This is a genomic window from Vibrio neptunius, assembly GCF_000967495.1.
Taxonomy (GTDB): Bacteria; Pseudomonadota; Gammaproteobacteria; order Enterobacterales; family Vibrionaceae; genus Vibrio; species Vibrio neptunius.
On the sequence record NZ_JXXU01000045.1, the window covers coordinates 1 to 21,996 of the forward strand.

24 protein-coding genes and 1 pseudogene are annotated in these 21,996 nt (G+C 44.2%); 16 read left to right on the top strand and 9 right to left on the bottom strand.

Annotated elements, in window-relative coordinates; translation table 11 throughout:
* Positions 1 to 124 precede the first annotated feature (124 nt).
* Together TW84_RS15950 and TW84_RS15955 are read left to right on the top strand one after the other, a co-directional pair.
* Positions 125 to 1,537, top strand: coding sequence for a mannose-1-phosphate guanylyltransferase/mannose-6-phosphate isomerase (locus tag TW84_RS15950; RefSeq protein ID WP_045976627.1), 1,413 nt, complete (start codon positions 125 to 127; stop codon positions 1,535 to 1,537).
* Between the two features lie 2 nt (positions 1,538 to 1,539).
* A complete protein-coding gene (locus tag TW84_RS15955) occupies positions 1,540 to 2,976 on the top strand; it encodes a phosphomannomutase (protein ID WP_045976628.1) in 1,437 nt (478 codons plus the stop codon).
* A 549-nt stretch (positions 2,977 to 3,525) separates the two neighbouring features.
* On the opposite strand, the gene TW84_RS15960 is transcribed toward TW84_RS15955, so the two are convergent.
* A complete protein-coding gene (locus TW84_RS15960) occupies positions 3,526 to 4,221 on the bottom strand; it encodes a 3-deoxy-D-manno-octulosonic acid kinase (RefSeq protein ID WP_045976629.1) in 696 nt (231 codons plus the stop codon).
* 93 nt (positions 4,222 to 4,314) lie between these two features.
* Between TW84_RS15960 and TW84_RS15965 the strand changes: the two genes are divergently transcribed.
* Together TW84_RS15965 and TW84_RS15970 are read left to right on the top strand one after the other, a co-directional pair.
* Positions 4,315 to 5,370: a glycosyltransferase family 9 protein gene (locus TW84_RS15965; protein ID WP_045976630.1), complete on the top strand. Its 1,056-nt coding sequence runs from the start codon at positions 4,315 to 4,317 to the stop codon at positions 5,368 to 5,370.
* Between the two features lie 27 nt (positions 5,371 to 5,397).
* Entirely contained in the window at positions 5,398 to 6,183 is a 786-nt protein-coding gene (locus TW84_RS15970) for a glycosyltransferase family 2 protein (protein WP_045976631.1), read from the top strand.
* Positions 6,184 to 6,229: 46 nt separating this feature from the next.
* Here the strand turns inward: TW84_RS15970 and TW84_RS15975 are convergent, their stop codons facing one another.
* Positions 6,230 to 7,264 (bottom strand): glycosyltransferase family 9 protein, encoded by a 1,035-nt coding sequence (locus TW84_RS15975; protein WP_045976632.1) that lies wholly within the window; start codon positions 7,262 to 7,264, stop codon positions 6,230 to 6,232.
* A 111-nt stretch (positions 7,265 to 7,375) separates the two neighbouring features.
* Between TW84_RS15975 and coaD the strand changes: the two genes are divergently transcribed.
* Positions 7,376 to 7,870: a pantetheine-phosphate adenylyltransferase gene (gene coaD, locus TW84_RS15980; protein ID WP_045976633.1), complete on the top strand. Its 495-nt coding sequence runs from the start codon at positions 7,376 to 7,378 to the stop codon at positions 7,868 to 7,870.
* 44 nt (positions 7,871 to 7,914) lie between these two features.
* Here the strand turns inward: coaD and mutM are convergent, their stop codons facing one another.
* The 5 genes from mutM to radC form a co-directional block, all read right to left on the bottom strand.
* Entirely contained in the window at positions 7,915 to 8,721 is an 807-nt protein-coding gene (gene mutM / locus TW84_RS15985) for a bifunctional DNA-formamidopyrimidine glycosylase/DNA-(apurinic or apyrimidinic site) lyase (protein ID WP_045976634.1), read from the bottom strand.
* A gap of 30 nt (positions 8,722 to 8,751) precedes the next feature.
* Positions 8,752 to 9,237 carry a hypothetical protein gene (locus tag TW84_RS15990; RefSeq protein WP_045976635.1) on the bottom strand — a complete coding sequence of 162 codons (486 nt, stop codon included), beginning with the start codon at positions 9,235 to 9,237 and terminating at the stop codon, positions 8,752 to 8,754.
* Between the two features lie 179 nt (positions 9,238 to 9,416).
* Complete coding sequence (gene rpmG / locus TW84_RS15995; protein ID WP_004410866.1) at positions 9,417 to 9,587, bottom strand: 50S ribosomal protein L33; 171 nt, start codon at positions 9,585 to 9,587, stop codon at positions 9,417 to 9,419.
* A gap of 13 nt (positions 9,588 to 9,600) precedes the next feature.
* Positions 9,601 to 9,837 carry a 50S ribosomal protein L28 gene (gene rpmB, locus TW84_RS16000; RefSeq protein WP_004410867.1) on the bottom strand — a complete coding sequence of 79 codons (237 nt, stop codon included), beginning with the start codon at positions 9,835 to 9,837 and terminating at the stop codon, positions 9,601 to 9,603.
* A gap of 276 nt (positions 9,838 to 10,113) precedes the next feature.
* Positions 10,114 to 10,788 (bottom strand): RadC family protein, encoded by a 675-nt coding sequence (gene radC, locus TW84_RS16005; RefSeq protein WP_045976636.1) that lies wholly within the window; start codon positions 10,786 to 10,788, stop codon positions 10,114 to 10,116.
* Between the two features lie 230 nt (positions 10,789 to 11,018).
* Here radC and coaBC point away from each other — a divergent pair, with 230 nt between their 5' ends.
* The 4 genes from coaBC to lpxM all read left to right on the top strand — a co-directional run bounded on the left by coaBC (position 11,019) and on the right by lpxM (position 14,865).
* Positions 11,019 to 12,224, top strand: coding sequence for a bifunctional phosphopantothenoylcysteine decarboxylase/phosphopantothenate--cysteine ligase CoaBC (gene coaBC / locus TW84_RS16010; protein ID WP_045976637.1), 1,206 nt, complete (start codon positions 11,019 to 11,021; stop codon positions 12,222 to 12,224).
* Positions 12,225 to 12,335: 111 nt separating this feature from the next.
* Positions 12,336 to 12,926, top strand: coding sequence for a nucleoid occlusion factor SlmA (gene slmA, locus TW84_RS16015; protein WP_045976638.1), 591 nt, complete (start codon positions 12,336 to 12,338; stop codon positions 12,924 to 12,926).
* Between the two features lie 5 nt (positions 12,927 to 12,931).
* A complete protein-coding gene (gene lpxL / locus TW84_RS16020) occupies positions 12,932 to 13,882 on the top strand; it encodes an LpxL/LpxP family Kdo(2)-lipid IV(A) lauroyl/palmitoleoyl acyltransferase (protein ID WP_045976639.1) in 951 nt (316 codons plus the stop codon).
* A gap of 17 nt (positions 13,883 to 13,899) precedes the next feature.
* Positions 13,900 to 14,865, top strand: coding sequence for a lauroyl-Kdo(2)-lipid IV(A) myristoyltransferase (gene lpxM, locus TW84_RS16025; RefSeq protein ID WP_045976640.1), 966 nt, complete (start codon positions 13,900 to 13,902; stop codon positions 14,863 to 14,865).
* A 190-nt stretch (positions 14,866 to 15,055) separates the two neighbouring features.
* On the opposite strand, the gene pyrE is transcribed toward lpxM, so the two are convergent.
* A complete protein-coding gene (pyrE, locus tag TW84_RS16030; RefSeq protein WP_006963407.1) occupies positions 15,056 to 15,697 on the bottom strand; it encodes an orotate phosphoribosyltransferase in 642 nt (213 codons plus the stop codon).
* 114 nt (positions 15,698 to 15,811) lie between these two features.
* A complete protein-coding gene (rph, locus tag TW84_RS16035; protein WP_045976641.1) occupies positions 15,812 to 16,528 on the bottom strand; it encodes a ribonuclease PH in 717 nt (238 codons plus the stop codon).
* A gap of 176 nt (positions 16,529 to 16,704) precedes the next feature.
* On the opposite strand from rph, the gene TW84_RS16045 reads away from it, so the two are divergent.
* From TW84_RS16045 to TW84_RS16070, 7 genes and pseudogenes are all read left to right on the top strand, one after another.
* Complete coding sequence (locus TW84_RS16045; RefSeq protein WP_045976643.1) at positions 16,705 to 17,571, top strand: YicC/YloC family endoribonuclease; 867 nt, start codon at positions 16,705 to 16,707, stop codon at positions 17,569 to 17,571.
* A gap of 518 nt (positions 17,572 to 18,089) precedes the next feature.
* On the top strand, positions 18,090 to 19,478 hold the full coding sequence (locus TW84_RS16050) for a DUF3289 family protein (protein WP_045976644.1): 1,389 nt from the start codon (positions 18,090 to 18,092) through the stop codon (positions 19,476 to 19,478).
* Positions 19,475 to 19,792, top strand: a complete 318-nt coding sequence (locus TW84_RS16055) for a hypothetical protein (RefSeq protein ID WP_045976645.1) — start codon at positions 19,475 to 19,477, stop codon at positions 19,790 to 19,792. The genes TW84_RS16050 and TW84_RS16055 overlap by 4 nt, the downstream gene beginning before the upstream one ends.
* Before the next feature lie 332 nt (positions 19,793 to 20,124).
* Entirely contained in the window at positions 20,125 to 20,652 is a 528-nt protein-coding gene (locus tag TW84_RS25345; RefSeq protein ID WP_045976646.1) for a transposase, read from the top strand.
* Between the two features lie 521 nt (positions 20,653 to 21,173).
* A pseudogene (locus TW84_RS25100) lies at positions 21,174 to 21,353 on the top strand (IS3 family transposase); the annotation flags it as partial.
* Positions 21,350 to 21,466 (top strand): DUF3289 family protein, encoded by a 117-nt coding sequence (locus TW84_RS25205; RefSeq protein WP_275041676.1) that lies wholly within the window; start codon positions 21,350 to 21,352, stop codon positions 21,464 to 21,466. The pseudogene TW84_RS25100 and the gene TW84_RS25205, both read left to right, overlap by 4 nt.
* Positions 21,463 to 21,789 (top strand): hypothetical protein, encoded by a 327-nt coding sequence (locus TW84_RS16070; protein ID WP_045976648.1) that lies wholly within the window; start codon positions 21,463 to 21,465, stop codon positions 21,787 to 21,789. Before TW84_RS25205 ends, TW84_RS16070 begins: the two co-directional genes overlap by 4 nt.
* Positions 21,790 to 21,996 lie beyond the last annotated feature (207 nt).

Here is a 21,996-nt window from a genome sequence, read left to right on the forward strand (position 1 = left end):
ACTTTTTGGGGAGGGTTACACTCTAATCAATACTCTATTATTGGTGGTTACTTTCAAAAAAAATTAACGATGATAGGAGCCTTTACAGTAAAATGGGCATAACAAAACAAACTAGGAATTTATTATGATTCTGCCAATCATAATGGCCGGAGGTACAGGCAGTAGACTGTGGCCACTTTCGCGCGAGCTATACCCTAAACAATTCTTAACAGTAAGAGGGGAGCAATCGATGTTACAGCAAACGGTCGAACGTTTGTCCGGTCTTGAACATTACAAACCATTAATTGTATGTAATGAAGAACACCGCTTCATCGCTGCTGAGCAAATGCGACTTGGCGGATATGGCCATAGTGGCATAATTTTAGAGCCTGTGGGTAGAAATACAGCTCCTGCAATAGCTCTGGCTGCTTTGCAAGCAATTAATCATATAAAACAAGGTGAAGACCCAATACTGTTAGTTCTCGCTGCAGATCATATCATTGAAGATGAGGAAGCCTTCGTTTCTAGCGTAAGCTCAGCACTCCCACTTGCTGAGGCAGGTAAACTTGTAACTTTCGGCATCATTCCTAGCTCTCCAGAAACTGGCTACGGATACATTAAAGCAGGGAAAAGCGAAAAGAATGCGTTTAAAGTTAGTGAATTTGTAGAGAAACCAGATATTGATACTGCAAGAAAATATTTACAATCAAAAGAGTATTACTGGAATAGCGGTATGTTTTTGTTTAAGGCTAGTCGATATCTCGAAGAACTAGAAAAACAGGCTCCAAACATTTTAGCTGTGTGTAAACAGGCGATTGATTGCAAGCATCAAGACCACGAGTTTTTTAGAGTGGATAAAGCCATATTTGAAACCTGCCCGAATGATTCTATTGACTATGCTGTAATGGAAAAAACAGAATCCGCCATGGTAGTACCGATGGATGCAGGTTGGAGTGATGTGGGCTCGTTTGCTGCTCTGTGGGAGATTTCAAATAAAGATGAACATGACAACGCTGTTAATGGTGATGTCATTACTGTAGATTCTCGAAACAATTTTATTTTTTCGGAAAATAAACTAATAGCCTCCGTCGGAGTAGATAATTTGGTTATTGTTGAAACCAAGGATGCCCTTTTGGTTGCTCAGAAAGACAAAGTACAAAATGTAAAAGTAGTCGTTGAGGAGCTAAAAGCAGCAGCTAGGACAGAACAAAAGCTACACCGAGAAGTATACCGCCCTTGGGGAAAATATGACTCTATTGACCAAGGAAAAAGAGATCAAGTAAAAAGGATCACGGTTAAACCTGGAGAAAAGCTATCTATACAAAAACATCATCACAGAGCAGAGCACTGGATTGTAGTAGCGGGTACCGCTTCTGTACAAATTGGTGACCAAACTCGTCTAGTTACCGAAAATGAGTCTGTATACATCCCATTAGGTACGGTACACGCGCTAGAAAACCCAGGAAAAATTCCTCTAGAGATGATCGAAGTGCAGACTGGTAGCTACTTGGGTGAGGATGATATTGTTCGATTTGAAGATCGGTATGGACGAATTTAAAAATGGTAGATAAAACATTATTGGTCTCTCGAGAGGTCATTGCTGAAAGTGGAGTCTTATTCGGTACAAGCGGGGCGAGGGGCTTAGTAACCCAATTTACCCCTCAGGTTTGTGCTGCTTTTACCCTAGCTTTCATCAATGGAATCAAGAAAGAATATAGCTTTTCAAAAGTGGCGTTAGCTATAGACAATCGCCCTAGCAGCTATGCTATGGCCCAGGCCTGTGCCGCTGCACTTCAGCAATTGAATATTCAGGCCATTTATTGCGGAGTAATTCCAACACCAGCTTTAGCATATTCAGCTCAAGAACAAAAGATTCCAGCAATTATGATTACTGGGAGCCATATCCCATTCGACAGAAACGGACTAAAGTTTTATACGCCCCACGGTGAAATAAGCAAGGCCGATGAACAATCAATCTTGCACAATCCAATTAGTTTCACGCCAATTACTGCATTATCAGACTTACCCGTTTGCAATTTCGCGGAAGAACAGTATATCTCCCGTTATACGTCACTGTTCAAGTCTCAGTGGCTAGATGGTAAACGTATTGGTATTTACGAGCATTCAAGTGCGGGGCGAGATATCTACTATAAGATTTTTGAGTCCTTTGGTGCTGAAGTGGTTAGGTTAGATCGAACTAATCAGTTTGTCCCTATAGATACAGAAGCCGTTTCTGAAGAAGATATCATTAAAGCAATCACTTGGTCTGATGAGCACAATCTTGACCTCGTGTTCTCAACTGATGGAGACGGTGATCGACCCTTGGTATCAGATGAGAACGGGAATTGGCTTCGAGGCGACATACTTGGGCTATTAACCTCTAAAAATCTGAAAATAAAAGCTTTATCTGTACCTGTGAGCTGCAACACATCTATTGAACTATGCAATCAATTCGATCATATTGAGAGAACAAAGATCGGTTCTCCATATGTTATCGCAGAATTTAAGGAGCTAGCATCAAAGTACAGTACAGTAGCCGGTTTTGAAGCCAACGGAGGTTTTTTACTAGGAAGCGATGTCACAGTTGAAGGCAACTTATTAAAATCTTTGCCAACACGAGATGCTTTGCTCCCTGCTCTCATGCTACTTGTATCTTCAAAAACTCAGCCAATCTCCGACTTAGTATCAGAATTACCTGCCAGATTTACTTACAGTGACCGCATTCAAAATTTCGCCACAGAAAAAAGCCAGAGTATAGTTGCACGAGGCCGATCCAATGCAGACCTCTTAATCAAGCAATTAGGGTTCGATGACTTAGATGTGGTAACTGTAGATGAAACAGACGGCCTTAGAATGACACTTTCGAATGGTTGTATTGTTCACCTGCGTCCTTCTGGAAATGCGCCCGAATTACGCTGCTATGCAGAACATTGTGAAACTGATTTAGCTGTGGCGGCTGTTAACATGGTGTTAGACAATATTAAAAACTTTAGCTGAATACTTGAAGCCTATATAGAACGATGATAGCGACAGCGCTCCCTAATACTAGGATAAATACCAAATACCTAACCTATAAGGTAAGAAGTGGCTATCCCACTTGTGGATTTTAACCAAGCCTGTCGCAACATAACTCTTTGACTTAGTTAGTGGAATAATCTTTGCTCCCTCAAGGTTCAATACGCACTATATCCCAAGGTGATGCACTCATTAATCAACAGTGTTGGTTGACAGATCGCACGCTGAAAGCAATTACACAGTGCGTTCCGATAAGTCTATAACGCTATCGCTGCGACATTTTATGCTTAGGATCTGGTGTTTTTTACGCTTGCAACTCTGTCATTAGCATCATCGATACTTTATTCAGTTGAAGTGGGGGCAGGCAAACTGACTTAAACAGCATCAACGTTTTCTATCCTAACAAATAGACTCTATATTTCATCAAATATGCTGGTAAGCTACTCCAATGGATGTATCAGGTAGTCAGAGAATAACAATCTAGCGCAACAATAAAATCGAAAAGCGGATAACTGTCAAATCAGATATCAATTAGTGCATCTCAGTTACGTTTAACCAATCTAATTGAGAATAGTGGATCCCTCGCTTATCGACTTCCTTCTCAAACGACCTTTTCAATCTCTCCAAGTTACCTTGTTTCCAAGCATTTCCTGATTGCTGATAGCATTTATCAAAGTCGATGATCCAAACTTTGTCTTGCTCATCGATGAGGATATTATGAATATTGAGATCCGTATGATTGACCTGTGCATCATGCATTTTACGGATTTCGAGGCCAACCTTTCGATACATATCTTCAGAAAGTGGCTTTTCTATCAGAATGGAAACCAAATCCTTTGCATTAGGAATTTTCTCACTCAGTAGATCCGCTTTATAGGTTACGCCATTCTTTATTGCACGAGCAGCAATTGGTCTAGGTACATTGACACCAGCTTCAATCAAAGTGTTTAGCAACTGAAATTCCTGATAGCTGCGAGTTTTTTCCCAGCTTGAAAAGAGATAACTGTCTTCCACTAGTTTTCCAAACAAGCCTCCACGGCGATAATGCCTGAGTGCCGCGTCAATCGTTTCCGTTTGCACAAACCAAGTCGTGCCACGTCCTTGAGCGCTGCCGATGACTTTACCTGCACGTTGCCAAAACTCAGCGTCGAACACCTGCTTAGGATCTTCCTTGAGCAAGGCATCATCATACCAGATGGTTTGGTTGTCCAATTGCGTGGTTTTCATGCGAGAGCATCTCTGATTAAATTCGAATGGCTATTTTACATTTATTGAGCGCCTCTGCATAATCTTCACCATTGCTAGCCAAGTGAATTATTTATGAGCCTTTTTTCTTCCGCCCCTGACTCTTTGTGTATTTTGCGCTTATCTGCCATTGGTGATGTATGTAATACCCTTGCTGCAGTTCAAGCCATTCAGCGTCAGTGGCCACAAACCGACATCGTTTGGATCACCGGCAAGCTTGAAGCCAAACTGATTGAAGACCTACCTGGCATTCGTGTGATCGTGTTTGACAAGAAGGAAGGCTGGCAGGGCTATAAAAAACTCTGGGCTGCATTAAAAGGACAAAAATTTGATGCATTGCTGCACATGCAGTATGCATTTAGAGCCAGTGTAGCGACTCTTGGCATCAAGGCGAAATACAAGCTTGGCTTTGACTCCATCCGCAGTCAGGATTTGCAAACCTTGTTTACCAATATCAAAGTGCCTTCACCTAGTTCCATGCATGTCTTAGATGGACTGCTCGCCTTTGGCCATAAGCTTGGTATTCAAGATATGAACCCAGTCTGGACACTTCAATATTCAGATGCAGATGAACATTGGGCGCAGCAGCAATTATCGACTGGCAAGCGCAACTTGGTTGTCGTACCAGCAGCAAGTAAAGCCTACAAAAACTGGACACCAGAAGGCTACGCCGAACTTATCCAGCACGCCGTCAACCAAGGCTGGCAAGTAACCTTAGCCGGTAGCCCTGCTCAGGTGGAACTAGATCTCGCGACGAAGGTTGAGAACAAGCTGACGTGTACAATCAACAATCAGGTCGGTCAAAGTTCACTAAAACAAATGCTGGCGCTGTTAGACAAAGCTGATTTGGTGCTCGCCCCCGATACCGGTCCTGCTCATATGGCCAATGCGGTCAATACACCTGTTATTGGCTTGTATGCCCACCATAATCCTGAACGCACTGGGCCTTATCAATATCGCCAATATGTGGTGTCTGCTTATAAAGAAGCCATTCAGGCTGAAACAGGAAAATCTGCAGAGCAACTCAGCTGGCGTGCCCGTGTCAAAGATAAAAACGCCATGCAGCGCATTCAACCACAGCAAGTCATCACCATGTTTGATAAAGTAACCACAGAACTCCATTTACAATAAACTCCGATAGACTTCAGAGGTACCACAGTGAGTAAACCAACCATTGCCGTCGCACTTATCGTTAAGAACGAAGCGCAGCACCTGAAAGCTTGTTTAGAAACCGTTCACGACTGGGTAGACGAGATTGTGGTTCTGGACTCTGGAAGTACAGACAATACCGAAGAGATTGCACGCAGTTTTACGGACAAGTTTTTCGTCAATCCTGAATGGCCTGGCTTTGGCCCTCAGCGCCGCTTAGCTCAGTCCTATGTTGAGTCGGACTACGTCCTTTGGTTAGATGCCGATGAGCGTGTCACTCCCGAGCTCAAGCAAAGCATTTTAGATTCAGTGAGTGCAAACAAGGTGGATACCATTTATCAAACGGCCCGTCTAAGCTGGGTGTTTGGACGCTATATTCGTCATTGCGGCTGGTACCCCGATCGTGTATTGCGCTTATACCCAACCAAGTTGACGCAATACAATGACGCTCTGGTCCATGAAAAAGTTGAAGTAACAAAAACCATGAAAGTCGAAAACTTGAATGGCGACTTGATTCACTTTACCTATAACGACATGAATCACTACTTAGTGAAGTCGGCGGGCTATGCCAAAGCATGGGCTGAGCAGCGCGAGAAAAAAGGTAAGAAGAGCAGTATCTCACAAGGCATTTTGCACGCGTTTGGCTGCTTCTTGAAAATGTACGTTGTCAAAGCAGGCTTTCTTGACGGCAAGCAAGGCTTCTTGCTCTCCCTGCTTTCGGCACACTCTACTTTTGTGAAATATGCGGACCTGTGGATTCGCAGTGAAACAGACAAGATGCCGGATAAATTCTAAGTCCTTCAATATAGACAAAGGGCGATATTTCTATCGCCCTTTTTTATTAACTCAGCTTACGACTTATCCATGGTTGTAACTCTCTCGAGACCACATCTATATCAATTCTGGCCATATTTTCCTGACTGGCTTTATCTTCAGCCTGAGGCGGGCAAAAAGCGATATGGTTACCTGCCGAGTTAATCGGCTTCCAGCGTAGAGGAGTTGCTGATCGCTTGCTTGGGAAAAAGCCAACGGTCGGTACATCTATCGCCGCTGCGATATGCAAGGGCCCAGTAGAGCCTGCAACGAACAAGTCGGCACAAGCGATAGAACAAGAGAAATCGACCAAACCATCGTTCTTGTCATACACCACCGAGGCTCTGCCTTTTTCTTTCAGTAGGCTATGTAACTCAGCGGCTTTCTGTTCTTCTCCCGGCCCAGCCGTCAGTATAATTTCAAACGGCTCCGGCATATCGCAGATTAACTGAGTGTATTGCTGGAGAGATAAGTTATTGGCTGAACCACCGCTACCAGCATGAACGAACACCCATTGCTTCTCTACATTCAAATTCAATTGTTGTGAGAGCTTGCGCTTTTGTTGCTGCAGATCGTCAACTGAGAAGCAGAGGTAGGGTGCGCTAGGCTCAACCACATCTTGGCCAATATCCGTTAAAAACGCACGTACTAAGTCCAGGTTGTATTCGTATTCTGGTTTTGCTGATTGTGAACGCTTCTGTTTGATACGTTTGTTATAAAAGATCTGCGCCAGCTTTGTCGCCGGAGCGAGCCGGTAAGGGATTTTTGCTTTCCAGACCAATTTAGCGTTATATATCGTAGAGAAAAGGTTGATGGATGCATCAAAACGCTCCGCTTTTATTTGCTCAATCAAAATCGATTGCGCCTGCTTAGAACCCTTCTGCGTTGGATCAACCAACACTTTATCAATCCAAGGACACAGCTCTGCCAGCGCTACCGTGTAATTAGGCACCAGCGCGGTAATCTGACAATCCGGCATCGACGCTTTCAGCATCGCAAAGCTGGGCCAAGCCAGCATGAAGTCGCCTATTTTGTCGTTACGAACCACCAGTATCTTTTTCATTACACTTCCTAACTCTCAGTCTTTGCTCCCAATGATAACGGCTATGTTGGGTAAATGTGAGCCTTTTTGTTACCATTAAGCGATACCAAAGAATCATCTGAGTAATGAATTGTGAGCAAAAAACGTCTTTCCCGCGTGATCTATCCAGGAACTTTTGATCCGATTACTAATGGCCATTTAGATCTAATAGAACGAGCAGCAGACATGTTTGATGAGGTCATCATTGCTGTTGCGGCCAGTCCAAGTAAGAACACCATGTTTACGTTAGAAGAGCGCGTCGCTTTCGCACAACAAGTGACTCAGCATCTGGATAATGTCAGCTCTAAAGGCTTTTCCGGTTTAATGGTCGACTTTGCGAAGCAAGAAAATGCGAACGTTCTTATCCGTGGTTTACGTACCACCGTCGACTTTGAATACGAATTTGGTTTAACCAATATGTATCGCAGACTGATGCCAGGATTGGAAAGCGTTTTCCTGACACCCGCAGAAGAACATGCATTTATCTCTTCGACAATCGTCCGTGAAGTGGCTATTCACGGCGGTGATGTCACCAATTTTGTCCCTAAAGCAGTGGCAGCAGCGTTAAAAAGACAAGCAAAAGTCTGAGAATGGAAGCGATAGAGAGCTAAACGTTTTAGCTCTCTATCTGGCTACTTCTGGCAATGACTGCAAAAGAAAGTATTACGCTGGCCAATCTTCTGCTCTTCAATTGCTTCACCACAGCTAGGGCAAGCTTCACCGGCTTTGCCATAAATTTTCAGCTCTTGAGCAAAGTATCCTGGTTTGCCATCCGCCTGAGCAAAATCTTTCAACGTTGTTCCGCCCTGTTTAATGGCTGTATCGAGCACCTGCTTGATCTCTTTAACCAAGCGTTGCCACTCTTTAACCGTGAGTGTGCCTGCTGCTCGCGTCGGATGGATACGTGCACTAAACAAAGACTCATTGGCGTAAATATTCCCTACTCCAACTACGACTTTGTTATCCATAATGAACTGCTTCACCGCGACGCGCTTATTCTTTGCCTTGTCCGCGATATATTGCGCATCAAAGTCTTGCGTTAGCGGCTCTGGTCCCATATGGCCTAACGCATCATGTTCACCATCTTCGGTCCACAGCCAAGCCCCAAATCGTCTCGGATCGTTATAGCGCAATATCTTGCCATTAGTTAGCATCAAGTCGACATGATCGTGCTTTCCCGGCTCCATGTAGGCATCCAGTACACGCAACGACCCCGACATACCCAAATGCACAATAGCGCTACCCATATCGGTTTCAATCAGCAGGTACTTAGCACGGCGGGAGATACTTCGAATCACCTGACCTTCCATTTTCTTTAGCTCATGTGGGATGTCCCAGCGCAGCTTAGGGGTGCGAAAAGTCAGCTTAGCAACGGTTTGTCCAGCCAAATGAGGAGTGATCCCCATACGGCTGACTTCAACTTCGGGTAATTCAGGCATAATGGTATAGTGATGGATAGCTCAGGGTATTTAAGGTATCAGATATTCAGAAGCAACTGAAACGGCTATCCATTGATCCTGCCAGTTTTTCAATAGCCAGAATTGCGGGGTTTGATAGAAGGTGATCCTTTGAGGTTCTTCCTGATCACGGTACCAAACTTCTATCGTCTGTGGTGAGGCCAATTGAGGCTTCAATCCATCAAACATTTTCTGATCAACTTCAGTTCCAACTAACCCCGACCAGCGTTCAAATAACTCCTGTGGAGCAAGGCTACTTTGCTTCGTCAAACTCCACTCACCGTTCAAGTACTCTAGTGACCAGTCAGAAAAATGCAGTGCTTTCAACTCCGCCGACGGATTGAGCAGATAAGGGTAAGGACTAACTTCAGCGACCGGTTCGTCATCAATCAAATAGGTTTTGATGATAGTCGGCAAATTGAGGATCGCGATAAACGCGATAATGCCCAATATCATGATGTTATTCCAGCGGCGACGCCGTGAGGTAGAAACACGCATGAATTTGTAATTCCTTATAGGTAACTATAAGAAAAGGTAGCAGAAAACAACAACGAGGGAAATGGAGAGAGGTAGGTTTGACCGTGGCAACGTTACAAAGTATCAGACAATAAAAAACCCAGCAAAATGCTGGGTTTCAAATACAGACTTCTGTTTAAGAAGCTTCAAAGAAGAATCAATTACTTGATTTTAGCTTCTTTGTACATAACGTGCTGGCGAACAACTGGATCAAACTTTTTGATCTCAAATTTGCCTGGCATGTTACGTTTGTTCTTGTCAGTAGTGTAGAAGTGACCAGTACCTGCAGAAGATACTAGACGGATTTTCTCACGTACGCCTTTCTTTGCCATTGCCTATTTCCTCTTAAACGTTTTCGCCGTTTGCGCGAATGTCAACAAGAACAGCATCAATGCCCTTCTTATCGATGATACGCATACCTTTAGCAGATAGACGTAGTTTAACAAAACGTTTTTCGCTCTCTACCCAGAAACGATGAGTTTGTAGGTTCGGCAGAAAACGACGCTTAGTAGCATTGCGTGCGTGTGAACGGTTGTTACCCGTTACTGGACGCTTACCAGTTACTTGGCATACTCGTGACATGAATGTCTTCTCCAAAATCGTTTCAGCTCGATATCAACCTTGGTGGCCGAACCTCTCAGTTTCTAAATATAGAAGTTTGAGGTCTTATACCGCTATGGAAACCCATACAAGGCTATCAAAGGTCGCGCATTATACTAACTTGACTAGCATTGCTCAAGACCCGAACAGATCCTTTTTCAAGGTTTTCGTGATCTTTTTTAGGCAGAGCTGATAATAGTTCAAAAAATGTCGGGGGATTGTAGCAGAATTCGCGCAACTCACAACAAATAATGTGATTTAAATCCATCCATGTTCAGCGAAAGAAAAAACATCGCCATCTCCAACCACAAAATGGTCGAGAATTCGGATATCGACCAAAGCCAGTGCTTCACTAATACGCCGCGTAATTCGGCGGTCGGACTGACTCGGCTCCGCAACACCAGAAGGATGATTGTGCGCAAGAATCAAAGCCGCTGCATTGAATTCTAACGCCCGTTTAACAACCTCCCTCGGATGAACAGACGCCGAATCAATCGTGCCCTCAAACATCATTTCCTCTTTAATTACTCGATGCTGACTATCGAGGAACAGAATATAGAAAGCTTCCCGATGGCGATCGCGCAACACACTCGAAAGATACAGCTTAGTTTGCTGTGCGCTGGTCAGTGCCTCACCGCGTTGCAAAGTTTCACTCAGGTAGCGCCGTGTCATCTCAAGCACAGCTTGCAGTTGAACATATTTGGCCTCCCCTAATCCTTTGTGCTGACAGAACTCTTCCTTACTCGCTGCGAATAAGCTTCGCAGCGACCCGACATCCTTAAGCAGTTTGTCCGACAACTGCAGAACATTCATACCCTGAGTACCTGTGCGCAAAAAAATCGCCAACAGTTCAGCATCGGTGAGCGACTGTGGGCCTCGGCTGAGCAGTTTCTCTCTAGGCATCGACTCTCGAGGCAACATGCAAACGCTTATCCTTAAGACAATAAAGTGAGTGACGTTAGCTTAAACTCTCCTGCTCACTCTCTGGCAATCAAAACCATTATCTTCGTCGCAGTGAAAGATTTTATGCAAATAATAGGTATATAAAAGAGCAAGAAAGAAAAGGGCAAAAACGCACAGAATCTGCAACAACACTTTCCATTTCTAGAGTCTCTATTGGCTGCGTGGTAATCTACGCGCAGTATTTTTTAAGGATGATCATCATGCAAACACTCGCGGGCAAAAAGATCCTACTTGGTATCGGTGGTGGTATTGCCGCTTATAAATGTGCCGACCTAACACGTCGTCTGATTGAACGTGGCGCTGAAGTTCAGATTGTGATGACGAAAGCAGCAAAAGAGTTCATTACGCCACTGACAATGCAGGCGGTCTCCGGACGTCCAGTCTCCGATAGCTTATTGGATCCGGCAGCAGAAGCCTCAATGGGCCATATTGAGTTGGCTAAATGGGCCGATTTGGTCCTACTTGCACCGGCCACCGCTGATCTAATTGCACGTATGGCAGCAGGGATGGGTAATGATTTACTCACCACACTGGTACTTGCGACCGATGCTCCAATTGCAGTCTCTCCGGCCATGAACCAACAGATGTATCGCAACCAAGCAACACAAGAGAACATTGCGACGCTAGAGAGACGCGGCATGCACACCTGGGGGCCTGCAGCGGGTGAACAGGCCTGTGGCGATGTCGGTCCTGGCCGAATGTTAGAGCCAATGCAACTAGTGGGATTGTGCGAACAGTTCTGGGGCGACAAACCTCTTAAAGGTAAATCCGTATTGATTTCTGCTGGGCCAACCCGTGAAGCCATCGACCCAGTACGTTACATCACTAATCACAGCTCAGGGAAAATGGGCTTCTCATTGGCTGAAGCAGCGGCTCAACTCGGTGCAACGGTCACGTTAGTCGCTGGGCCAGTGAATCTTAAAACACCAGCTGGAGCGCAGCGCATTGATGTGGCGAGTGCAGAAGATATGTATAACGCCGTAATGGACAAGGCTGGCGAGCATGATGTTTTCATCAGTTGTGCAGCTGTCGCGGATTATCGCCCAAAAGCGATTTCAGAGCAGAAAATTAAGAAGACGGATGACAGCGAACAAATGACCATCACTATGGTCAAAAACCCAGATATTGTTGCCTCCGTTGCTGGTATGACTCAACAGCGCCCGTTTACCGTGGGTTTTGCCGCGGAAACTCAGGATGTTGAACACTACGCGCGGACTAAACTGACCAAGAAAAATCTCGATATGATTTGTGCCAACGATGTCTCAGTAGAAGGACAAGGTTTCAACAGCAACGACAATGCAATTAACCTATACTGGAAAGATGGTGAGCAATCACTTACCCTTGCATCAAAACAACAAATTGCGAAGCAGATACTTACAATTATCGCCGCAAAGTTAGACAATTAAGTCGCTATTCTAACAATCAGATATTCGTCTATTCCGCCCGTCTTAGCCTGCTAAGTTGGGCGAATGCCCGTGTCTACGGGCATCAACAGTGGTAACAAAAGGAACACGTTCATGGCCGGAACAAGAAAAAGCAACCGCCGGGAAGAAATCTTACAAGCACTTGCACAAATGCTCGAATCTAACGATGGAGGATCTCGTATCACGACTGCCAAGCTTGCAAAACATGTTGGCGTCTCAGAGGCTGCGTTGTATCGCCATTTCCCGAGTAAAGCGCGCATGTTTGAAGGCCTGATCGAGTTCATCGAGGAATCCTTGATGTCGCGCATCAATCGCATTTTGGATGAAGAAAAAGATACCTTGACGCGCATCCGTTTAGTCCTGCAGCTGATTCTGGCCTTTGCAGAACGCAACCCTGGATTAACGCGTATTCTCTCCGGACACGCACTGATGTTTGAAAATGAGCGATTGAGAGAGCGCATCAACCAACTGTTTGAACGTATTGAAACTTCCCTTCGTCAGATTCTGCGTGAGCGAAAAATCAGAGAAGAGAAATCCTTCCCCGTTGATGAAAGCATTCTGGCAGCACAGTTGCTTGGTCAAGTTGAAGGTAGCCTAAACCGTTTCGTTCGCTCAGATTTTAAATATCAACCCACGGCCAACTTTGAAGAATACTGGTCACTCTTGAGTGCACAAATTAAGTAATCACTATGAGCAAAAAAAATAGCGTCGAAAAACCTCAATTTATCCCAGCCCTGCTTCATCCTAAACATTGGGGGGTATGGTTTGGGTTTGGTTTGCTGGCCCTGACCGTCAATCTGCTTCCTTACGCCCTATTACTTAAAATCGGCCGAGGTATTGGTGCGTTGGGCATGAAGTTGGGTAAATCCCGCGTCAAAATCGCCAAACGTAACCTTGAGCTGGCTTTTCCTGAGATGGAGGCCAAAGAAGTCGACCGCATGGTCGTAGAGAACTTCAAAAACACGGGTATGGCTTTGATTGAGACTGGCATTACTTGGTTTTGGCCCACTTGGCGTTTTAAGCGTATTTTGATTGCAAAAGACATCAAAGAGCTCCAGCGGCTCAACGATGAAGGTAAGGGTGTGCTGCTCTGTTGTGTGCATGCGCTGAACTTAGAAATTACTGCTCGTGCATTTGGTGTTCTGGGTTTACCTGGATACGGCGCTTACCGCCCCCACACCAATCCTGCTTACGAGTTCATCCAATACAGAGGACGCACACGTAACGGCAACCAACTCATTTATCGTCGTGATCTTAAACAAATGGTGCGCGTATTACGCCAAGGCCATCGCCTGTTCTACCTGCCGGATCAGGACTACGGCCACAATAAATCTGTGTTCGTGCCTTTCTTTGCTGTTGAAGAAGCTTGTACAACAACAGGAACCAGCATCCTTGCTTACACTAGTAAGAGTGCCATCGTGCCGGGTTCAGGGTTCCGCAACCAAAGCGGCAAATACGAAATCATGGCCGATAAGTCTATCGACCAAGATTTTCCACAAAAAGATGAAACGGCGGCCGCTGCCTACATGAATAAATTCGTCGAAGAGATTATCATGCGCGCTCCGGAACAGTGGATGTGGCTACACAAGCGATTCAAATCGTTGCCAGACCACTCTCTTACTAACTCAAGATATCAATAACATAGGTGCTACTTTCAATGAGCAACAACGATAAAAATAGCATCGATAAACATTTGCATAACCCTACCTTTGAGTGGGCATTTTTACACCCTAAACACTGGGGTACATGGCTGGGCATTTTATTTGCCACCTTGTTGGCCTTTATTCCCTACCGCTGGCGCGATAACTTGGCGCGAAAACTGTCTGTATTTGTGGTACGCAAAAATGGCCGTGTTGTACGTCGTGCGCGAGTGAACCTCAAATACTGTTTCCCTGAAAAGTCAGACCAAGAACGTCAGGAGATTTTGGAAGAAACCTTTGTTAAGGCCGCTCAGTACCTATTTGGCTATTCTGAATTTCTGATTCGCTCTACCAAGCACAACCAAGACCGCGGGGTCATGATCGGCGAAGAGAACATCTTACCGCTGCTCGACGCGGGGGAAAAAGTGATCATCTTAGCACCTCACGCTTGGGCCGTTGATTATCCAGCCGTGATGCTGGCGGCGAAAGGCTATAAAGTCACCACCATCATGAAGCCGCAGCGCAACCCAATCGGCGATTGGCTAATGCAAGTGCAGCGTATGCAATATGGTGGTCGTATCTTCGCTCGGGAAGCGGGGGTAAAACCTTTCGTACGCTCAATTAAAGATGGGTATCTTGGCTACTGGCTACCAGATGAAGACTTCGGCGCCGCCAACTCGGTATTTGTCCCATTCTTTGGTACAGAGAAAGCAACTCTAAAAGGCTTTGGCAAGATGGCGCGCCTATCGAAAGCCAAGGTGATTCCGGTTTTGCCTGCTTACAACGACAAATCGGGTAAGTACGAAGTGCACATTCTGCCAGCCTTAGAAAACTTCCCGACCGGCGATGAAGAAGCTGATGCTCGTGCAATGAACCAAGCGATCGAAGATTTGGTCAGACCGCATCCTGAACAATACATGTGGAACCTGTCGTTATTGAAAACGCAGCGAGACGGGAGCAAAATCTACGATAACTCTCACTAGGCAATAAAAGCTCATGAGAGGCAAGAAGCCAAAAGGGTTGATGCATTAGCATTAACCCTTCTCGATTCAATCGTTAAGCATGTCATTCCGAGAGGGAGGCACGACCGAGTTGGGAATCTTTTCAAGCGAGTAGCAAATCTCGAGAGATTCCCTACTCACTCCTTCGTCGCTCTATGGAATGACGGCCCTATTAGATGCCGTATTCAGCACGATAAGCTTTTACCGCTTCCAGGTGCTCGGTCGCATTACCTTTCTCTTCAAGATAAGTCACTAAGTCACCTAAGCTAACAATGGAGATCACTGCACAGCCAAAGTCACGCTCGACTTCTTGAATCGCAGACAACTCACCTTTGCCTTTTTCCTGACGGTCAATCGCCACCAATACACCGGCCAAGTCTGCTCCATTGGCTTTGATGATTTCCATCGACTCACGAATCGCAGTACCCGCAGTAATCACATCATCAACCAGCATAATACGGCCTTCTAGCGCACTACCAACAAGGTTGCCGCCTTCGCCGTGGTCTTTCGCCTCTTTGCGGTTAAAGCAGTATGGCGTGTCTATCTCGTGATGATCCGCCAATGCAACGGCTGTGGTCGTCGCAATTGGAATCCCTTTGTATGCTGGGCCAAACAAAACATCAAACTCGATGCCAGAATCTGCCAGCGCAGCGGCGTAGAATCGACCCAAACGCGCTAAATCTCGACCCGTATTGAAAAGACCAGCGTTAAAGAAATACGGGCTCTTACGACCTGACTTTAAAGTAAACTCACCAAACTTTAGTACTTCTTTCTCTAATGCAAACTCAATAAATTCACGCTGGTATGCTTTCATCACTTTCTCTCTAAATAAAAGGTCTAGTTGTCTAGACGGTTTATAAACAGTTCAAAACTTAGCCTTGGCCAAATTTTGATAAAAAAATAGCCCCCGTTGTGGGAGCTATCTAAATCAATTTTCTAACGCCGCCTTCTGCGCCGCTACAATCTCGGTGACCCCTTTGGTCGCCGACTCCAATAACTTCATCAGCTCAGCATGGGTGAACGGTTCGCCCTCTGCGGTACCCTGAACTTCAATCATGCGGCCATCTTCCGTCATGACCACGTTCATATCCGTGTCTGCGGCAGAGTCTTCGACATACTCTAGGTCACACAATACATCTTCACCTAGGATACCGACTGAAACAGCAGCAACATGGCCTTTCATCGGGTTTTTCTTCAGCTTACCGTTTTCAATTAGGTGCTGGAACGCATCGGCCATTGCCACGCTAGCGCCTGAAATCGATGCCGTACGTGTACCGCCATCAGCCTGAATTACGTCACAGTCGACAGTGACCATAATCTCACCCATCGCTTCTAGGTCAACAACGGCACGAAGGCTACGTGCAATCAGACGCTGGATTTCCATGGTACGGCCGCCCTGTTTACCACTTGCCGCTTCACGACGCATACGTGAATGCGTTGAACGTGGCAACATGCCGTATTCAGCCGTCACCCAGCCCTTGCCCTGACCTTTTAGCCAGCGTGGCACATTCTCTTCAACGGTCGCATTACACAATACTTTTGTGTTGCCGAATTCCACTAAAACTGAGCCTTCAGCGTAAGCCGTGTAATTACGAGTGATTTTGATTGGGCGAATTTGATCCGCCTGACGGTCATTTGGACGCATGGGCATCTACCTTAGTTATCTACCTAACGAGAGGGGGAGACGAATTTGGTTGGAGCAGGATTCTAGCAGAAAGCAGGATATCGGGAAAGCACCCCACGGTGTTGCGTTCCAAATCTCGCGCATTCTGCTACTATTGCAACGCGTTATTTTCAAAGATGATGAAATAGGAAAATTCGATGATCTATAGTATGACCGCCTACGCACGTAAAGAAGTGAAAGGCGATTGGGGTACCGCTGTGTGGGAAATCCGCAGTGTGAATCAACGTTACTTGGAAACCTACTTCCGCCTACCGGAACAGTTCCGAGGTTTAGAACCCGTTCTTCGCGAGCGTTTTCGCAAGCGCCTAGCACGCGGTAAAGTGGAATGTGCATTGCGTTTTGAAGCTAACCCAGCAGCAAAAGGCGAGCTAAGCATTAACGAAGGCTTGGCACAACAAGTGATCAATGCCGCTAGCCAAGTGATGAAGATGACGGGTGACGAAAGCCGTCTTAACCCCTTCCAGATCATGAACTGGCCGGGTGTGATGGAAACTTCTGAGCAGGACATGGATGCGGTAAACAAGGATTTGTTGGCGGCTTTTGACCAAGCAGTAAGCGAATTTATCGAAGCCCGTGGCCGTGAAGGCGAAAACATGAAGGCGCTAATTGAACAGCGTTTATCAGCCATTACTGACGAAGTAGTTAAAGTTCGTGCTCGCATGCCGGAAATTCTCGATTGGCAACGTGAGCGCCTGTTTGCCAAATTTGAAGATGCTAAAGTTGAACTTGACCCTTCAAGGGTCGAACAAGAGCTGATTTTATTGGCGCAGAAGTCAGACGTAGCAGAAGAGCTGGACCGCTTGGACTCTCACGTTAAAGAAGCGACCAATATCCTGAAAAAAGGTGGCGCATGTGGCCGTCGTCTCGACTTTATGATGCAAGAGTTCAACCGCGAGTCAAACACGCTCGCATCCAAGTCTATCAGCACTGACATCACCGCATCTGGCGTTGAGCTAAAAGTGCTGATTGAGCAGATGCGCGAGCAGATCCAGAATATTGAATAGCATTTCACCGTTATTCAGTTAACTTAAATGCTTTGAAAATAAAGGGTTCCTATTGGAGCCCTTTATTTTTTGGGGAGGATTATAATGCCGTTATGACCCATCAATTAACACCCGAATCTCTATCGCTTTTTACTAGCCACCCTTCCAATGACATGATTCAAGGCATACCCCGCGATTGGATTGCCTTGTCACGCTTCATCAATTCTCCACTGCGCATTTTTCGTCATAATCACCAATAAAACGAATGATGACTGTATAGGCGGACAGTAAAGAGAAGGCAACGCATTGCTGGAAAATATTCTTTATGGTGCCTGTCTTTGTTATTTATTGTTATTTATTTTTAGATCAAATATTAAAACACGTACGGTCGCCCTGTATGATTTACACTCTCACAAGAAAAGAGTTTATTAATATATAAAATATAATAATATTAGTTACATTGAACATAATCACCCATATTACGCACCAAGAAAAATAGTTATGATTTCATGCTCTTTATTCAATAATGTGAGTAAATCATGAGCAGGAATCCTCCACCGAAAGGTCGAAGCTATCCATTCGCACAGCGCGGTAGTGCTTTTTGGGAAAAGTGTCATGTCACATATGATCAAGCGGTTGATATGTATTATGACCAAACCGCGATGCAGCAACATTTAGGGCATAATCCTATTGTGAATTCATTGGTTTATAAAAGAGTCACATATCCAAACATTTTTGATGCCCAAAGAGCATATACACAGGATCAGAATGCTTTTTACCAAAAGAAAGAGCAGGAACAGCTTGCGTTTGAAGCAAGAGGCATCAAGGCATTTAAAAACATGAATGATGCGATCCGTGGTCGCTTAAATCCTACGGAAGATGGTTTGGCTAATCCGCTTGAGCGTCCGTTAAAACCAATGGGTGACGTATCAAAGGGCATTTTCGAACAGTTTACGAATGAAGTTGTTCATGAGCCGTCAGATAGAAGTGCAGAGACAGCCTCCGTTCAGCCCAATTTGCCTGAAATTCAAGCCAGCGAAGATGGACGCGAATCCGTTCAAGAACAGTGGCAACCTGTGGCGGGAGATTTTTCGTTATTGGTTTTTGAAACAAAAAATAAAATGGATACATTTTGTCATCATAAAGGTAGTTCAGATTGTAATGATGAAGCTATATGTCCAAAAGATATGAGATATGGAGATGAATCAAGAGATGTTATTGAGTCTTATGGATTGATGCAACCATTTAAAAATAAAATGCGTTATTCACCCTCAATGGGGTATGACGTGGTTTCAGAAGACCAGTTTGCTTTACCAGCTAGTGAACATTTTAAGCGTATGCGTAGTTTGGCAAATGATGCGGTTTTAGGTGTTGGCTTTTCAACCGAGGGCGAAACGCAAGGTATCTTTTTTGAAATGGTTGATAAATTTGAGCGCAATGAGGGCGGTTACTACAGTAATCCATTGCTAAGTAAGGCATTGCAAGGACATGAGACAACTCAACGTTTTCATGAAGCTCTAAAAAAATGCCTAGGTGACAACGTTAAGGATGGTAGGTTACCCGATGATATTCTCAGTGTTTCAAGTCAATACATGATGTCCTTAGAAGGTGAGAGGCTGCCTAAGTTTGATTCAAGTCCACTTGGCAGAGACCTTTCTAACGGTACAGTGCTTAGTGTTCACGATATTTGGTCATTGCGTGTTTATGTTGAGCGACTTGAATATAAAGGAAATAAAATTAGAGGGATATTTAAGTATGAAGTTCAAGATCACTTTGGACTCGATACTAATGACATTAATCATGATTTTAGCGATGGTATTAAAAAGCAATACGAACAGTTGGAAGGATTTCGCTCTTGGTATTTGCTTCAACACTTTAAAGGATACGGTTATAAACCATTCATCACTAAAATAGACTTTGAACTATGAGAGTATTAATTAGATATATTTTGCTTACTATCCCTCTGCTTTTCTTAGGTTTGGCGTGGTTTGGTGTGGTCTTTGGAATAGATTTAATCCCTGATGGTTTCTTACGTGATGATACCGTTGAATATAGCGGAGATGGTAAAAAACCAACGGGACTTGTTTCACAAAATTTATTTGACTCCATCGCTATTGTTGCAATGATCCCTGGCTTTTTTATTGGTTCGATATATACGGCTTATAAAAAACTTTGGTGGTGGTTTGCTGCTTACATGTTTCTAGGTTTTGGCTTTTGGCTTTACCTTAAGTTGCCAGGGTGAGATCGTGAACGTTTTTTAGACAAAACAGCGCTCGATTTGACGATCACATTTAGCTGTGATCTTATACTCCCTTTTTAGGGAGAGCATCATGGACATTGACCACTTCAAAGAACATTTTCAAACGATTACCGACCAACGCCAAGGTGCAAAAGTCACTTATTGCCTGTTTGAAGAAATATAAGGACAAAGAAATATAAGGACAGGCACTATTAAAAAGTAACAAACAAATCAATTGCGTACATTATCTCCACCGCTGCAACTTTCTCACTTTGCCTGTTTTCTTGTGATGCTTATTGACTCACTCTTATCCTACAGAATAAGGAGGGAAAGTCATGACTACACCGCGAAAACAGCAAGTCTGTTTAGAGGCCACTCGTTATTATCACTGTGTCTCTCGTTGTGTTCGTCGTTCATTTTTATGTGGATATGACACGCAACATAAACGTGATTACGAACATCGAAAGTCATGGGTTGAGAAGCGGATACATCTTCTTTCTCAAATTTACACCATAGATGTGTGCGCCTATGCCGTCATGAGTAACCACTACCATATTGTGGTGCATATTGATAAAGAACGGGCATCCACTTCGTTGGGAAAGGCTGCATGGTACAATGAAAGGCACTTACGATGCATTCTAAAACAACTGGGAATCGATGAAGCTAAACTATTGGTTGGCGTTTTTAGTTCTACTGCTCTGGCAGGTGGTATCCTTGGGGTTTTGGCTGTAGCTTCTATCCCTGCTACGTTTTTGGCTGGAACACTCATAATAGTAGGATCTAGCTTTGCAGTTTGGACTATTGATAAAACTACTGATTTTCAAAGTAAAGTTGTAGAGGGTGCTATTGAAAATTTTAATTAGTGTATTTTTAATAGCTATCATAGCCCTGCTAGGGTATGTGGCATATTTATGTGCAAGCCCTTTATTTGCTCGATTGAACAAATAGAGAGCGTTCCTTTTTCCTATGTGCCATTCCCATTTATGGCATTGTTTGGTTTTTTTGTTCTCGTTATATCGATAGTTTTTATTTTACTTCCATTACAATTTATTCGAGGTAAAAGAAAAGGGTCTATTCGATGGTTCTATATTCCAATGCTTATTGGTGCATTGATAGGAACTGGCGTTAACTATGCTAATTTTTATTTAGTGATTAAACCCAATAATATGATTGAGTGTCCTGAAAAAGTAGGTTACAAAAAAAACTTAATGAGTGACTATGTTTCTGATATTTCCTTGTGCGAGAAGTTCTAAAATTTGTCGATTATCATAATTGGTTTAATCCGCACCTAAACCAATCTTTTTCTGGTTCGATGTTTCTCATCTCGGGAAAAGGTCACAACCATTAAAGCTCTTACACCTGAGCAACAGAAAATCCAAGAGTTAGAAGTTTAAAAACCGAATGGGTCCCAGCGACTGGTTACCTGACCCAAATTCAGGCCAAGAGAAACATCAGCTATTACCTGATGAACTACTACAATAGGCAACGGCCCCATCAAACAAATGATGGGCTATCGCCAGTGGATGCCGAGAATCGGCTTAAATCTGTGTCCGGAATTTGTTGACCACTACAAAGCAATACGAACAGTTGGAAGGATTTCGCTCTTGGTATTTGTTTCAACACTTTAAAGGATACGGTTATAAACCATTCATCACTAAAATAGACTTTGAACTATGAGAGTATTAATTAGATATATTTTGCTTGCTATCCCTCTGCTTTTCTTAGGTTTGGCTTGGTTTGGAGTGGTCTTTGGAATAGATTTAATCCCTGATGGTTTCTTACATGATGATACATTTGAATATAGTGGAGATGGGAAAAAACCAACAGGTTTTATATCTCAAAGCTGGTTTGATTCCGTATCCATTGTAGCTATGGTTCCCGGTTTTTTTATAGGCTCTATATACACCGCCTACAAAAAACTTTGGTGGTGGTTTGGGGCTTATATGCTTATCGGTGGTTTACCCGTTGGTATTTTTTCTATCGCGGTGTATTTGGGATGATTTAACTAAAATTCTTTAATCCGTATCGACATGTAGGAGCCAAGGCGGGATCGCACTTGGTTAACTAATGTGATCTAATTATGCTAAACCCTTAGAAATACAGTCAGTTTGAACCTTATAGAACACTAATCTGTCGTAAAAGATTCTCGATCGGACATCAAAGGAGTCAGGTCTTACTTTTTGCCACTATTCTACTAATTCTTGAGT